Below are 13,308 nucleotides of genomic sequence, written 5' to 3'. Positions count from 1 at the left end.
GATGCGTTTACGAGACGCCCACGAAGAAGAAAGTACTAAGAAAACGTCACATGATGTGACGTTATGCGGCCCTATTGTGGATAGGGAGCATGTTCAAAGTCAAAGTGAACCTTTGGTGACACTTTCTTCTTGTGGGCTTGGGCCGAACTAGTTGATTTGCAACTGCGCGGCCGTGCTCACCGGAACGCGCTTGCCGAGCTTGAGCGTGAGCACGCCGTTCTCGAGCTTGGCGTCGCTCGCGGTCACGTCGATGTCCAGCGGCAGCTCGTAGGCGGCCTTGAACTGGCGCTTGGCTTCGGCCTTGCTGTCGATGCGCACCACGGGGCCTTCGATGTTGATGACGAGGTCTTCGCGAGCGAGGCCAGGCACGTCGAGCGACAGGGTCCAGCTGGTGTCGTCCTGTTCCACGAGCGGCGAACGGCCGGTGCCGGCGAAGGCTTCGCTGGCGAAGCGTTCGAAGGCGCGGTCATAGGCGCGGGGAGCGAAGCGGGCGGTGCGGATGGTGGGTGCGAAAAACATGATGAAGAACTCCTGAATCAACACAATGGGGACAAGGAATGTGTGTCCCTTACACTGCGCGGCCGTTCAATCGTGAGTGCCGCTTGACACCTCATCTAGGCGCAGCCGCACGCGTTTCAAGACAATGAATCCCCCCTTTATTTGGCGCCGCGAGGCCTTGAAATTCGCGGCGCTGGCGCTATGCGCGAGGCCCTTCGCCGCGCTGGCGCAAGCAGCGCCGTCGTCGCCTCCCGCACCCATCCGCCTGGCCCTGATCGAAAGCATGAGCGGCCCGTTCGCCAACACCGGCGAGGCGGTGTTTCGCAACCTGCTGTGGGCGGTGGAGCGGGTGAACGCACGCGGCGGCGTCAAGCTGCCCGGCGGTGCGCGGCCCCTGCAACTCGACCGCTACGACAGCAAGGGTCAGAACGAGGAAGCGCTTTCCGCGCTGCGCGCCGCGATGGACGACGGCGCGCGCATCGTGCTGCAGGGCAACTCGTCGGCCACTGCGTCGGCGCTGGTCGATGCCATCGACAAGAACAACGAGCGCGATCCGTCGCGGCGCGTGATCTTTCTCAACTACGCGGCGGTCGATCCGGTGCTCACCAACGAGCGCTGCAGCTTCTGGCACTTCCGCTTCGATGCGCATGCCGACATGCGCGTGGCCGCGCTGATGGCCGCGGTGAAGGACGACGCCGCGCTCCAGCGCGTGTACCTGATCGGGCAGGACTACAGCTTCGGGCAGGCGGTGCTGCGCGAGGCGCGCAGGCAACTCGGCGCGCAGCGTCCCGACGTGGAGATCGTCGGCGACGAACTGCATTCCATGGGCAAGGTGAAGGACTTCGCGCCCTATGCCACCAAGATCATCGCCAGCGGCGCGCAGGCCGTGGTCACGGGCAACTGGGGCAACGACCTCACGCTGCTGGTGAAGGCCGCGCGCGAGGCGGGTTTCAACGGCACCTTCTATACCTTCTACGGCAATGCGCTGGGTGCGCCGGCCGCCATCGGCGACGCGGGCATCGGCCGCGTGATCGCGGTGGCCGACTGGCTGCCGAACGTGCAGACCCCGCAGTCGGAAGCCTTCTATCGCGCCTTTCGCGCACGTTTTCCGAAGCCGGCCGACGACTATGTGCACATGCGGCTGCAGTTGATGGTCGAGGCGCTTGCGCAGGCCGTCGAACGCGCGGGCAGCGTCGATGCGGTGCCGCTCGCGCGCGCACTGGAACAGGCCGACGTGAGCCTCTACGGCCAGCGCGGCCGCATGCGCGCCACCGATCACCAGTTCCAGCAGCAGCTCGTGGTGGGCGTGATGGACCGGCAGGGCAGGCCGGGCGTGCAGTTCGATGTCGAGGGCTCCGGGTACGGCTTTCGCGTGGTGAAGACCATCGCGCCCGAGCGCGCCGAGCTGCCGACGTCGTGCAAGATGAAGAGACCTTCGTAACCCAACCCCCGAACACCAGGAACACAGGACATGCGTGAAGCCATCCACAACCTCGAAGCATCGAAGATCCGCGAAGTCGCCAACGCCGGCATGGGGCGCGGCGACGTGCTGGCGTTCTGGTTCGGCGAAAGCGACGAAGTCACGCCCGAGGTGATCCGCCAGTCGGCCATCGAGTCGCTGCAGCGCGGCGAGACCTTCTATTCGCACAACCTCGGACTGCCCGAGTTGCGCCAGGCCATCGCGCGCTACACCAGCGCGCTGCACCCGGCGGTCGACGCCTCGCGCATCGCCGTGACCTCGGGCGGCGTGAGCGCGCTGATGCTCGCGGTGCAGGCGCTGGTCGATGCGGGCGACGAGGTGGTCGCCGTCACGCCGGTGTGGCCCAACCTCACGGCGCAGCCCGCGATCATGGGCGCGCAGGTCCGCACGCTGCCGCTGGTGCCGGTGGACGGGCAGTGGACGCTCGACCTGCCGGCGCTGCGCGCAGCCGTCACGCCGACGACGAAGCTGCTGATCGTCAACGCGCCCAACAATCCCACGGGCTGGACCATGACGCGCGACGAGCAGCAGGCCGTGCTCGACCACTGCCGCCGGACCGGCACCTGGGTCCTGGCCGACGAGGTGTACGAGCGGCTGTACTACGAGCCGACGGCCAATGGCTGCGCGCCGAGCTTCCTCGACATCTCGAAAGCGGACGATCGCCTCGTCGTGACGCACAGCTTCTCGAAGAGCTTCCTGATGACCGGCTGGCGCCTGGGCTGGCTGGTGCTTCCGCCCTCGATGGTGGACGGCATCGGCAAGCTGATCGAGTTCAACACCTCGTGCGCCAGTGTGTTCACGCAGCGTGCCGCCGTCACTGCCATCGAGCACACGGGCGAGATCACGCCCCGCGTGGTGGCGCACCTGAAGCTGTGCCGCGACACGCTGGTGCCGTTGCTGGCGGCCGTGCCGGGCGTGCAGGTGGCGTCGGCCAAGGGCGGCATGTACGCCTTCTTCCGGCTCGAAGGCTTCGGCGACTCGCTCGAGGTGGCAAAGCGGCTGGTGGCCGAAGCCGGCCTGGGGCTTGCGCCGGGCAACGCCTTTGCACCCGAGGCGCAGGGCTGGCTGCGCTGGTGCTTCGCGTCGAAGGACCCGCAGCGGCTGGTGGCGGGGGTGGAGCGCCTGCGCAACTGGCTGGCACAGCAGCCGCAGCGCCAGGGCTGAGCCCGCGAATGGCCTGCGGCCCGGGGGGAGTCGGGCCCGGGCTATAATCCCGAGGCTTTGCATGCCGCAAGGCGCACGGTGAGGGCAGTTCCAGCGCTCACCGCAAGTCAAACATCCCGGAACAAGGAAATCATCATGATCGCAGCCTCCATCAAGGCCGAAGTCGTCAAAGACAACGCCCGCGCCGCCAACGACACGGGCAGCCCGGAAGTGCAAGTCGCACTGCTGACCGCCCGCATCAACGAGCTCACCCCCCACTTCAAGACCCACGCCAAGGACCACCACGGCCGTCGCGGTCTGCTGCGCATGGTGAGCCGCCGCCGCAAGCTCCTCGACTACCTCAAGTCGAAGAACGCTGAACGTTACACCGCGCTGATCGCCAAGCTGGGTCTGCGCAAGTAAACCGAATCGCATGAAAAAACGCCTGGGTTAGTCCGCTAGCTCAGGCGTTTTTTACTTCGCGATCCACTTTTCGGAGCGCCCAAACAGAGCGAAGCTGTGTCATTCCAATGAAGTTCAATCGATCTTCACTGGAATGGCATCGTGTTCTGAGAAGCCTCCGGCCCTTGCAGATCCTGTGTGGTCTGCTATCAAAACAGGAGCAAACATGAGCCTCTTCAACAAAGTCACCAAGTCGTTCCAATGGGGCGACAAGACCGTCGTCATGGAAACGGGCGAAGTCGCCCGTCAGGCCAATGGCGCCGTGCTCGTCGACATCGACGGCACCGTGATCCTGGCGACCGTGGTCGCCTCCAAGTCGGCCAAGCCGGGTCAGGATTTCTTCCCGCTGACCGTCGACTACATCGAGAAGACCTACGCCGCAGGCAAGATTCCCGGCAGCTTCTTCAAGCGCGAAGCCAAGCCCAGCGAACACGAAACGCTGACCAGCCGCCTGATCGACCGTCCGATCCGCCCGCTGTTCCCCGAAGGCTTCCTGAACGAAGTGCACGTGGTCATCCACACCGTGTCGCTCAACCCCGAAGTCGACGCTGACATCGCCGCCATGATCGGGGTGAGCGCCGCGCTGTCGATTTCCGGCATTCCGTTCAGCGGCCCGATCGGTGCGGCCCGCGTGGGCTACATCAACGGCCAGTACGTGCTGAATCCGGGTCAGACGGCCCGCAAGGATTCGCAGATGGACCTCGTCGTCGCCGGCACGCAAGCCGCCGTGCTGATGGTCGAGTCCGAAGCCCAGCAGCTGAGCGAAGAAATCATGCTGGGCGGCGTGGTGTTCGGTCACGAACAGGCCGGCATCGCCATCAACGCGATCCATGACCTCGTGCGCGACGCCGGCAAGCCGGTGTGGGACTGGCAGGCGCCTGCCGAAGACGAAGCCTTCGTCGCCAAGGTCAAGGGCCTGGCCGAAGAAAAGCTGCGCGCCGTGTACCAGATCCGCAGCAAGCAAGCTCGCACCCAAGCCCTGCGCGAAGCCAACGCCAGCGTCATGAGCGCGCTGAAGGAAAGCGGCGAGCCCTTCGATTCGGGCAAGGTCAACGACCTGCTGTTCTCCATCGAATCGAAGATCGTTCGCAGCCAGATCCTGTCGGGCGAACCCCGCATCGACGGGCGCGACACGCGCACCGTGCGCCCCATCGAGATCCGCAACTCCGTGCTGCCCCGTACCCACGGTTCGGCCCTGTTCACGCGCGGTGAAACGCAAGCGCTGGTCATCACCACGCTGGGCACCGAGCGCGACGCACAGCGCATCGACGCGCTGGCCGGCGAGTACGAAGACCGCTTCCTGTTCCACTACAACATGCCTCCCTTCGCCACCGGCGAAGTGGGCCGCATGGGCTCGACCAAGCGCCGCGAAATCGGCCACGGCCGCCTGGCCAAGCGCGCGCTCGTCGCCGTGCTGCCGACCAAGGAAGAGTTCCCGTACACCGTGCGCGTGGTCTCGGAAATCACCGAGTCGAACGGCTCCTCGTCGATGGCTTCGGTCTGCGGCGGCTGCCTGTCGATGATGGACGCCGGCGTGCCCATGAAGGCGCACGTGGCGGGCATCGCCATGGGCCTGATCAAGGAAGACAACCGCTTTGCCGTGCTGACCGACATCCTGGGCGATGAAGATCACCTGGGCGACATGGACTTCAAGGTTGCGGGCACCACGAACGGCATCACCGCGCTGCAGATGGACATCAAGATCCAGGGCATCACCAAGGAAATCATGCAGGTCGCGTTGGCGCAAGCCAAGGAAGCGCGCATGCACATCCTGGGCAAGATGCAGGAAGCCATGGGCGAGGCCAAGGCCGAAGTCTCCAACTTCGCACCGCGCCTGACCACGATGCGCATCAACCCCGAGAAGATCCGCGACGTGATCGGCAAGGGCGGCGCGGTCATCCGCGGTCTGCAGGAAGAGACCGGCACGACGATCAACATTTCCGACGAAGATCCGGGCCTCATCACCATCGCGTCCACCGATCCCGAAAAGGCCGAGCTGGCCAGGAAGCGCATCGAGCAGATCACGGCCGAAGTCGAAATCGGCAAGGTCTACGAGGGCCCGGTCACCAAGATCCTGGACTTCGGCGCCCTCATCAACCTGCTGCCCGGCAAGGACGGCCTGTTGCACATCAGCCAGATCGCGCACGAACGCGTCGAGAAGGTGACCGACTATCTGAGCGAAGGCCAGATCGTCAAGGTCAAGGTTCTCGAGACGGACGAAAAGGGCCGCGTCAAGCTGTCCATGAAGGCGCTGACCGAGCGTCCGGCCGGCATGGAATACAGCGAGCGCCCGCCGCGCGAAGACCGTGGCGGTGATCGCGGCGACCGTGGCGGCGAGCGCCGCGAGCGTTCGGACCGTGGCGATCGCGGCGGCGACCGTGGTGGTGATCGTGGCGAGCGCGCACCGCGCTTCAACGACCAGCAACAGCAGCCGCGCAACGAGCAGCCGCAGGCCCCGGCCGGCGAGCAGCAACAGGCCCCGCGCGAGCCTCAGGAGTAAGAAGGGCGCAGCGGCGGCGCCAGGCCGCCGCTGCTATCTTTTGAACAGCAAGCTTCGCCCCATCTGCGGGCGTTGGAGGCCGAAAGACCATGAAAGCCATTGAAATCACTTCGTACGGCGCCCCTGAGGTGCTGCGCGTCGCGGAGCGTCCCGACCCGGTGGCCGGCGCGGGCGAGCTGCTGATCCGCGTTGCGGCAAGTGGCGTCAATCGTCCGGACGTGCTGCAGCGCATGGGGCACTACCCCGTGCCGCCCGGTGCGTCCGACCTGCCGGGCCTCGAAGTGGCCGGCGAGATCGTGTCGGGCGACGCTGCGGCGCTGGCCGAGGCGGGCTTCAAGATCGGCGATCACGTCTGCGCGCTCGTCGCGGGCGGCGGCTATGCCGAGCTGTGCGTGGCGCCTGTGGCGCAATGCCTGCCGGTGCCCAAGGGCTGGAGCGATGCCGATGCGGCTTCGCTGCCCGAGACCTTCTTCACCGTCTGGAGCAATGTGTTCGAGCGCGGCCGCCTGCAAAAGGGCGAGACGCTGCTGATCCAGGGCGGCTCCAGCGGCATTGGCGTCACGGCAATCCAGGTGGCCAAGGCGCTCGGTGCCACCGTGATCGTCACGGCCGGCAGCGACGACAAGTGCGAAGCCTGCAAGAAGCTGGGCGCCGACCACGCCATCAATTACCGCACGAGCGATTTCGTCGAAGAGGCGAAGAAGCTCACGGGCGGCAAGGGCGTGGACGTGGTGCTCGACATGGTCGCCGGCGACTACGTGGCGCGCGAGATCGAGTGCCTGGCCGAAGACGGCCGGCTCGTGATCATCGCGGTGCAGGGTGGCGTGAAGAGCGAGATCAATGCCGGCCTCGTGCTGCGCAGGCGTCTCACGATCACCGGCTCGACGCTGCGTCCGCGGCCCGTGGCGTTCAAGGGTGCCATTGCCAGGGCGCTGCGCGAGAAGGTGTGGCCGCTGCTCGAAAACGGTGCGATCAAGCCCGTGATCCACAGCACCTTTGCGGCAGCGGGCGAGCCCAGCGGCGCAGCCCAGGCTCACACGCTGATGGAGTCGAACCAGCACATCGGCAAGATCGTGCTGACATGGTGAAGAAGAAAACGCGATGACGACCAAGAAGAAACTGATCGCCGGCAACTGGAAGATGAATGGCGGCCTGGCCGCCAACGAGGCGCTGGTGAAGGCCTTGCAGCAAGGCCTGGCCCAGAGCCCTGCGGCCTGCGATGTCGCGCTGTGCGCGCCCGCGCCGTACTTCGCGCAACTGCAGTCGCTGCTGGCGGGTTCGCCGGCGCTGGCGCTGGGTGCGCAGGACATCTCGGCGCATCCGCAAGGTGCGTTCACCGGCGAGCAGTCGGCTGCGATGCTGAAGGATTTCGGCGTGCGCTATGCGATCGTCGGTCACTCCGAGCGTCGTCAGTACCATGGCGAAACCGATGACGCGGTGGCGGCCAAGGCCGCTGCTGCGCTGGCGAACGGCATCACGCCGATCGTCTGCGTGGGTGAGACGCTGGCGCAGCGCGAAGCAGGGCAGACCGAAGAGGTCGTCAAGCGCCAGCTGGCCGCGGTGATCCATGTGAACGGCCATTGCATCAGCGAGATCGTCGTGGCGTACGAGCCCGTCTGGGCCATCGGCACGGGCAAGACGGCCTCGCCGGCGCAGGCGCAGGCGGTGCATGCAGTGCTGCGTGCGCAGTTGCATCACGCAGCCAGCGAGCATGCGGCGGGCATCCAGATTCTTTATGGCGGCAGCATGAATGCGGCCAACGCCGCGGAGTTGCTGGCGCAGGCCGACATCGACGGCGGCCTCATCGGCGGCGCGTCGCTCAAGGCCCCCGACTTTCTGCAGATCATTTCCGCCGCTGCGCGCTGAAGCGCAACGGCTGTATCACTTAGGAGTAAGAACGAATGAACGTGGTCCTCAACCTTCTCGTCGGCGTGCAGATGCTGTCCGCCCTCGTGATGATCGGCCTGATCCTGATCCAGCACGGCAAGGGTGCCGACATGGGTGCTGCCTTCGGCAGCGGCAGCGCCGGCAGCCTCTTCGGTGCCAGCGGCAGTGCGAACTTCCTGTCGCGCACCACCGCAGTGCTTGCCGCTGTCTTCTTTGCATGCACGCTGTTGCTGGCCTACTTCAGCCACGCGCGGCCTGCGAGCGGCGGCAGCCTGCTGGAGCGCGCGGCCATCGGTGCACCTGCTGCGCCGGCCTCCGGTGCGGCGAACGAAATCCCTGGTGCAGGGGCTCCCAGCGCGCCTGCTTCGGCACCTGCTGCCCCGGTTTCGGGTGCGGGCCAGATCCCAGGCAAGTAATCAAGTCGTTTTCATGAGTCACCTGTGAGAAAAGGCTTCTTTTCAGGGTAAACTCTAAATCTGTTCGGAAAGCCAAATGCCTGTTTCAGGTACCTCATGCCATCCGAACAGTAAAAACCGCGGTCGTGGTGAAATTGGTAGACACGCTATCTTGAGGGGGTAGTGGCGAAAGCTGTGCGAGTTCGAGTCTCGCCGACCGCACCAAATCTCATCGGCAGAAAACCTCATCCAGGGGTTCTTCTTGCCGGTGGCAAGCGGTGAAAAACCTCGATGAATCTCGACTCCTACCTCCCCGTCCTTTTGTTCATTCTGGTCGGAGTCGGCGTAGGCGTCGCACCCCAGGTCATCGGATACATTCTCGGACCCAACCGGCCCGACGCCGCGAAGAACGCTCCCTACGAATGCGGCTTTGAAGCCTTCGAGGACGCGCGCATGAAGTTCGACGTGCGTTACTACCTCGTCGCGATTCTCTTCATCCTGTTCGATCTCGAAATTGCCTTTCTCTTTCCGTGGGCCATTGCGCTCAAGGAGATCGGTGCCGTCGGCTTCTGGGCCATGATGATCTTTCTCGCCATCCTCGTCGTGGGCTTCGCCTACGAGTGGAAAAAAGGCGCGCTCGACTGGGAATAAGGAAGCTACACCATGGCCATTGAAGGCGTTCTCAAAGAAGGCTTCGTCACCACGACCTACGACTCGGTCGTGAACTGGGCGAAGACCGGATCTCTCTGGCCGATGACATTCGGCCTCGCATGCTGTGCAGTGGAAATGATGCACGCGGGCGCAGCCCGTTACGACATCGACCGTTTCGGCATGCTGTTCCGTCCCAGCCCGCGCCAGTCCGATCTGATGATCGTGGCCGGCACGCTGTGCAACAAGATGGCGCCGGCGCTGCGCAAGGTCTACGACCAGATGCCCGAGCCGCGCTGGGTGCTGTCGATGGGTTCGTGCGCGAACGGCGGTGGCTACTACCACTACAGCTATTCGGTCGTGCGCGGCTGCGACCGCATCGTGCCCGTCGACGTCTACGTGCCGGGTTGCCCGCCCACCGCCGAAGCCTTGCTTTACGGCGTGATTCAGTTGCAGCAGAAGATTCGCCGCACCAACACCATTGCCCGCGCCTGAGAGATTGCCGACGATGACTGATTTTGCAATTGCGCCAGAGGTGCTGCGCGCCACCATCGCCGAAACGCTTGGCGCCAAGGCCAGGAGCGTGACGCTCGCACTCGGCGAGGTGACTGTGGTGGTGAGTGCGGCTGACTACCTCGAAGCCGCCACGCTGCTGCGCGATGCGCCCGGCTGCCGATTCGAGCAGCTGGTCGACCTCTGCGGCATGGACTATTCCGACTACCGCGAAGGCGAGTGGCAGGGCGAGCGCTTCTGCGTGGTTTCGCACCTGCTGTCCGTGAGCCTCAACCAGCGCGTGCGCCTGAAGGTGTTCGCGCCCAGCGAAGACCTTCCCATGGTCGATTCGCTGCAGCCGGTGTGGAGCGCGTGCACCTGGTTCGAGCGCGAAGCCTTCGACCTCTACGGCATCGTGTTCGACGGCCACGACGACCTGCGCCGCATCCTCACGGACTACGGCTTCATCGGCCACCCGTTCCGCAAGGACTTCCCGGTGTCGGGTCACGTCGAGATGCGTTACGACGAAGAACAAAAGCGCGTGGTCTACCAGCCGGTATCGATCGAGCCGCGCGAAATCACCCCGCGCGTGATCCGCGAAGACAACTACGGCGGCGGTTTGCACTGATATGGCCGAAATCAAGAACTACACACTCAACTTCGGTCCGCAGCATCCGGCGGCCCACGGCGTGTTGCGCCTGGTGCTGGAGCTGGACGGCGAAGTGATCCAGCGCGCCGATCCCCACATCGGCCTGTTGCACCGCGCGACCGAGAAGCTTGCCGAGTCGCGCACCTTCATCCAGTCGTTGCCGTACATGGACCGTCTCGACTATGTGTCGATGATGTCCAACGAGCACGCGTACTGCCTTGCCATCGAGAAGATGATGGGTCTCGAGGTCCCGATCCGTGCGCAGTACATCCGCGTGATGTTCGCCGAGATCACCCGCCTGCTGAACCATCTGCTGTGGCTCGGCGCGCACGGCCTGGACTGCGGGGCGATGAACATGCTCATCTACTGCTTCCGCGAGCGTGAAGACCTGTTCGACATGTACGAGGCGGTGTCCGGTGCGCGCATGCATGCGGCGTACTTCCGTCCGGGCGGCGTCTACCGCGACCTGCCGGATGCCATGCCGCAGTACAAGGTCAGCAAGATCAAGAACGCGAAGGCAATCGAACGTCTCAACGAAAACCGCCAGGGTTCGTTGCTGAACTTCATCGACGACTTCAGCAAGCGTTTCCCGAAGATGGTCGACGAGTACGAGACGCTGCTCACCGACAACCGCATCTGGAAGCAGCGCACCGTGGGCATCGGCGTGGTCACGCCGGAGCGCGCGCTGAATCTCGGCTTCACCGGCCCCATGCTGCGTGGTTCGGGCATCGAATGGGACCTGCGCAAGAAGCAGCCCTACGACGTCTACGACCAGATGCAGTTCGACGTGCCCGTCGGCAAGACCGGCGACTGCTACGACCGCTACCTGGTTCGCGTCGAAGAGATGCGCCAGGCCAACAAGATCATCCAGCAGTGCTCGGCATGGCTGCGTGCGAATCCCGGCCCGGTCATTACCGACAACCACAAGGTCGCCGCGCCTGCGCGCGAATCGATGAAGGCGAACATGGAGGAGCTGATCCACCATTTCAAGCTCTTCACCGAAGGCTTTCACGTGCCCGAAGGCGAGGCGTATGCCGCCGTCGAGCATCCGAAGGGCGAGTTCGGCATCTATCTGGTGAGCGACGGCGCCAACAAGCCGTACCGCCTGAAGATCCGCGCCCCTGGCTTCCCGCACCTCGCCGCCCTCGACGAAATGTCGCGCGGTCACATGATCGCCGACGCTGTCGCGGTGATCGGCACGATGGACATCGTGTTCGGCGAGATCGACAGGTGAGAAAGAGCGCATGACGACTTCCTCGACCCACCATGACACGGCGCCCTTGGCGCCTTCTTCCCCTCTGCAGCCTGCAATCCTCGAGCGCTTTGCGCGCGAGGTGGCCAAGTACCCCGAAGCAGGCAAGCAATCCGCCGTGATGGCCTGCCTTGCCATCGTCCAGCAGGACGAAGGCTATGTCAGCCTGCAGCGCGAGCGCGAGATTGCCGATTACCTCGGCATGGCGCCCATCGCCGTGCATGAAGTGACGACCTTCTACAACATGTACAACCAGCACCCGGTGGGCAAGTTCAAGCTCAACGTGTGCACCAACCTGCCTTGCCAGCTGCGCGACGGCGTCACCGCCCTCGTGCACCTCGAGAAGAAGCTCGGCATCAAGATGGGCGAGACCACCGCCGACGGCCTGTTCACGCTGCAGCAGAGCGAGTGCCTGGGCGCGTGCGCCGATTCGCCCGTGATGCTGGTCAACGATCGCACCATGTGCAGCTTCATGAGCAACGAAAAACTCGACCAGCTCATCGAAGGCCTGCGCGGTGCCGCGCCCGCCACCAAAGGGGAGGCTTCCTGATGTCGCCCGAACAAGTACTCCAGCAGTTCCAGGCAACGGGCGTCCAGACCTGTTTCCATGACCGCCACATCGAGCCGCAGATCTACGCGGGCCTCGACGGCACCAACTGGCGCCTGGCCGACTACGAGGCGCGCGGCGGCTACCAGGCGCTGCGCAAGATCCTGACCGAGGGCCTCACGCCCGACCAGGTGATCGCCGAAGTGAAGGCCTCGGGCCTGCGCGGACGCGGCGGCGCAGGTTTCCCGACCGGCCTGAAGTGGAGCTTCATGCCCCGCCAGTTCCCGGGCCAGAAGTACCTCGTCTGCAACTCCGACGAAGGCGAGCCGGGCACGTGCAAGGACCGCGACATCCTGCAGTTCAACCCGCACATCGTGATCGAAGGCATGGCCATCGCCGCGTATGCGATGGGCATCAGCGTCGGCTACAACTACATCCACGGCGAGATCTTCCAGAGCTACGACCGTTTCGAGGAAGCCCTCGAAGAAGCGCGCGCCGCGGGCTACCTCGGCGACAAGATCATGGGCAGCACGTACAACTTCCAGTTGCACGCCGCCCACGGCTTCGGCGCCTACATCTGTGGCGAGGAAACCGCGCTGCTCGAGTCGCTCGAGGGCAAGAAGGGCCAGCCGCGCTTCAAGCCGCCGTTCCCCGCCAGCTTCGGCCTGTACGGCAAGCCGACGACCATCAACAACACCGAGACCTTCGCGGCGGTGCCCTGGATCATCCGCAACGGCGGTCCGGCCTACCTCGAGTGCGGCAAGCCGAACAATGGCGGCACCAAGATCTACTCGGTGAGCGGCGACGTCGAGTTGCCCGGCAACTACGAAGTACCCATGGGCACGCCGTTCTCCAAGCTGCTCGAGCTGTGCGGCGGCGTTCGCAAGGGCCGCACGCTGAAGGCCGTGATCCCCGGTGGATCGTCGTCGCCGGTGCTGCCGGCCGACCTCATGATGGCCTGCACCATGGACTACGACTCCATCGCCAAGGCCGGCTCCATGCTGGGCTCGGGCGCGGTGATCGTCATGGACGACAGCCGCTCGATGGTCGAGTCGCTCAAGCGCCTGTCGTACTTCTACATGCACGAGTCCTGCGGCCAGTGCACGCCGTGCCGCGAAGGCACGGGCTGGCTCTACCGCGTGGTGGACCGCATCCACAACGGGCAGGGCAGGGCGACCGACATGGACCTTCTCAATTCGGTGGCAGACAACATCCAGGGCCGCACGATCTGCGCGCTCGGCGACGCGGCGGCCATGCCGGTGCGCGCCATGATCAAGCATTTCCGTCATGAGTTCGAAGCCCTGATCCCGGGCTACGTTCCCAAAGCGCCGGTCCAGGCCTGAGCGCGAGAAGCA

Annotated in this window: 14 protein-coding genes and 1 tRNA gene; 14 read left to right on the top strand and 1 reads right to left on the bottom strand. The window is 64.8% G+C overall.

The genetic code is table 11. From position 1 onward, the window contains the following. Positions 1-147 precede the first annotated feature (147 nt). The gene (locus tag AC1DJH_RS22975) at positions 148-519 is read right to left on the bottom strand and encodes an Hsp20/alpha crystallin family protein (protein ID WP_472120799.1); all 372 of its coding nucleotides are present in this window, start codon (positions 517-519) and stop codon (positions 148-150) included. Between the two features lie 124 nt (positions 520-643). Here AC1DJH_RS22975 and AC1DJH_RS22970 point away from each other — a divergent pair, with 124 nt between their 5' ends. The 14 genes from AC1DJH_RS22970 to nuoF all read left to right on the top strand — a co-directional run bounded on the left by AC1DJH_RS22970 (position 644) and on the right by nuoF (position 13,296). Next, positions 644-1,939 (top strand): branched-chain amino acid ABC transporter substrate-binding protein, encoded by a 1,296-nt coding sequence (locus AC1DJH_RS22970; RefSeq protein WP_478187284.1) that lies wholly within the window; start codon positions 644-646, stop codon positions 1,937-1,939. Positions 1,940-1,969: 30 nt separating this feature from the next. After that, entirely contained in the window at positions 1,970-3,142 is a 1,173-nt protein-coding gene (locus AC1DJH_RS22965; RefSeq protein WP_478187283.1) for a pyridoxal phosphate-dependent aminotransferase, read from the top strand. A gap of 135 nt (positions 3,143-3,277) precedes the next feature. Continuing rightward, positions 3,278-3,544, top strand: a complete 267-nt coding sequence (gene rpsO / locus AC1DJH_RS22960) for a 30S ribosomal protein S15 (RefSeq protein ID WP_093128570.1) — start codon at positions 3,278-3,280, stop codon at positions 3,542-3,544. Between the two features lie 205 nt (positions 3,545-3,749). Then, positions 3,750-6,083 carry a polyribonucleotide nucleotidyltransferase gene (gene pnp / locus AC1DJH_RS22955; RefSeq protein ID WP_478187282.1) on the top strand — a complete coding sequence of 778 codons (2,334 nt, stop codon included), beginning with the start codon at positions 3,750-3,752 and terminating at the stop codon, positions 6,081-6,083. An 89-nt stretch (positions 6,084-6,172) separates the two neighbouring features. Continuing rightward, on the top strand, positions 6,173-7,171 hold the full coding sequence (locus AC1DJH_RS22950; protein ID WP_478187281.1) for an NAD(P)H-quinone oxidoreductase: 999 nt from the start codon (positions 6,173-6,175) through the stop codon (positions 7,169-7,171). A 13-nt stretch (positions 7,172-7,184) separates the two neighbouring features. Further along, the gene (tpiA, locus tag AC1DJH_RS22945) at positions 7,185-7,949 is read left to right on the top strand and encodes a triose-phosphate isomerase (protein WP_435436605.1); all 765 of its coding nucleotides are present in this window, start codon (positions 7,185-7,187) and stop codon (positions 7,947-7,949) included. A gap of 35 nt (positions 7,950-7,984) precedes the next feature. After that, positions 7,985-8,386, top strand: a complete 402-nt coding sequence (secG, locus tag AC1DJH_RS22940) for a preprotein translocase subunit SecG (protein ID WP_435484258.1) — start codon at positions 7,985-7,987, stop codon at positions 8,384-8,386. Between the two features lie 119 nt (positions 8,387-8,505). Next, positions 8,506-8,590: transfer RNA gene (locus AC1DJH_RS22935), tRNA-Leu, on the top strand. A 66-nt stretch (positions 8,591-8,656) separates the two neighbouring features. After that, positions 8,657-9,016, top strand: coding sequence for an NADH-quinone oxidoreductase subunit A (locus tag AC1DJH_RS22930; RefSeq protein WP_012748607.1), 360 nt, complete (start codon positions 8,657-8,659; stop codon positions 9,014-9,016). A 12-nt stretch (positions 9,017-9,028) separates the two neighbouring features. Further along, positions 9,029-9,508 carry a NuoB/complex I 20 kDa subunit family protein gene (locus AC1DJH_RS22925; protein WP_007837763.1) on the top strand — a complete coding sequence of 160 codons (480 nt, stop codon included), beginning with the start codon at positions 9,029-9,031 and terminating at the stop codon, positions 9,506-9,508. 13 nt (positions 9,509-9,521) lie between these two features. Next, on the top strand, positions 9,522-10,133 hold the full coding sequence (locus AC1DJH_RS22920) for an NADH-quinone oxidoreductase subunit C (RefSeq protein WP_478187280.1): 612 nt from the start codon (positions 9,522-9,524) through the stop codon (positions 10,131-10,133). Position 10,134: 1 nt separating this feature from the next. Beyond that, complete coding sequence (locus AC1DJH_RS22915; protein WP_478187279.1) at positions 10,135-11,388, top strand: NADH-quinone oxidoreductase subunit D; 1,254 nt, start codon at positions 10,135-10,137, stop codon at positions 11,386-11,388. Positions 11,389-11,398: 10 nt separating this feature from the next. Further along, complete coding sequence (locus AC1DJH_RS22910; protein ID WP_472120790.1) at positions 11,399-11,956, top strand: NADH-quinone oxidoreductase subunit NuoE family protein; 558 nt, start codon at positions 11,399-11,401, stop codon at positions 11,954-11,956. Then, positions 11,956-13,296 carry an NADH-quinone oxidoreductase subunit NuoF gene (gene nuoF, locus AC1DJH_RS22905; RefSeq protein WP_435436610.1) on the top strand — a complete coding sequence of 447 codons (1,341 nt, stop codon included), beginning with the start codon at positions 11,956-11,958 and terminating at the stop codon, positions 13,294-13,296. The genes AC1DJH_RS22910 and nuoF overlap by 1 nt, the downstream gene beginning before the upstream one ends. The last annotated feature ends 12 nt before the right edge of the window (positions 13,297-13,308 follow it).

This window comes from Variovorax sp. 10N412 (genome assembly GCF_056394985.1).
The sequence above is the reverse complement of the archived record's forward strand: the minus strand, read 5'-3'. Positions and strand labels throughout refer to the sequence as shown.

What these genes read in the sequence shown, in the direction of transcription:
- AC1DJH_RS22910 (WP_472120790.1), top strand. Translation starts at nt 11,399, where the DNA reads ATGACGACTTCCTCGACCCACCATGACACGGCGCCCTTGGCGCCTTCT.
- pnp (WP_478187282.1), top strand. Translation starts at nt 3,750, where the DNA reads ATGAGCCTCTTCAACAAAGTCACCAAGTCGTTCCAATGGGGCGACAAG.
- AC1DJH_RS22950 (WP_478187281.1), top strand. Translation starts at nt 6,173, where the DNA reads ATGAAAGCCATTGAAATCACTTCGTACGGCGCCCCTGAGGTGCTGCGC.
- AC1DJH_RS22930 (WP_012748607.1), top strand. Translation starts at nt 8,657, where the DNA reads ATGAATCTCGACTCCTACCTCCCCGTCCTTTTGTTCATTCTGGTCGGA.
- tpiA (WP_435436605.1), top strand. Translation starts at nt 7,185, where the DNA reads ATGACGACCAAGAAGAAACTGATCGCCGGCAACTGGAAGATGAATGGC.
- AC1DJH_RS22965 (WP_478187283.1), top strand. Translation starts at nt 1,970, where the DNA reads ATGCGTGAAGCCATCCACAACCTCGAAGCATCGAAGATCCGCGAAGTC.
- AC1DJH_RS22925 (WP_007837763.1), top strand. Translation starts at nt 9,029, where the DNA reads ATGGCCATTGAAGGCGTTCTCAAAGAAGGCTTCGTCACCACGACCTAC.
- AC1DJH_RS22975 (WP_472120799.1), bottom strand. Translation starts at nt 519, where the DNA reads ATGTTTTTCGCACCCACCATCCGCACCGCCCGCTTCGCTCCCCGCGCC.
- nuoF (WP_435436610.1), top strand. Translation starts at nt 11,956, where the DNA reads ATGTCGCCCGAACAAGTACTCCAGCAGTTCCAGGCAACGGGCGTCCAG.
- AC1DJH_RS22970 (WP_478187284.1), top strand. Translation starts at nt 644, where the DNA reads ATGAATCCCCCCTTTATTTGGCGCCGCGAGGCCTTGAAATTCGCGGCG.
- rpsO (WP_093128570.1), top strand. Translation starts at nt 3,278, where the DNA reads ATGATCGCAGCCTCCATCAAGGCCGAAGTCGTCAAAGACAACGCCCGC.
- AC1DJH_RS22915 (WP_478187279.1), top strand. Translation starts at nt 10,135, where the DNA reads ATGGCCGAAATCAAGAACTACACACTCAACTTCGGTCCGCAGCATCCG.
- AC1DJH_RS22920 (WP_478187280.1), top strand. Translation starts at nt 9,522, where the DNA reads ATGACTGATTTTGCAATTGCGCCAGAGGTGCTGCGCGCCACCATCGCC.
- secG (WP_435484258.1), top strand. Translation starts at nt 7,985, where the DNA reads ATGAACGTGGTCCTCAACCTTCTCGTCGGCGTGCAGATGCTGTCCGCC.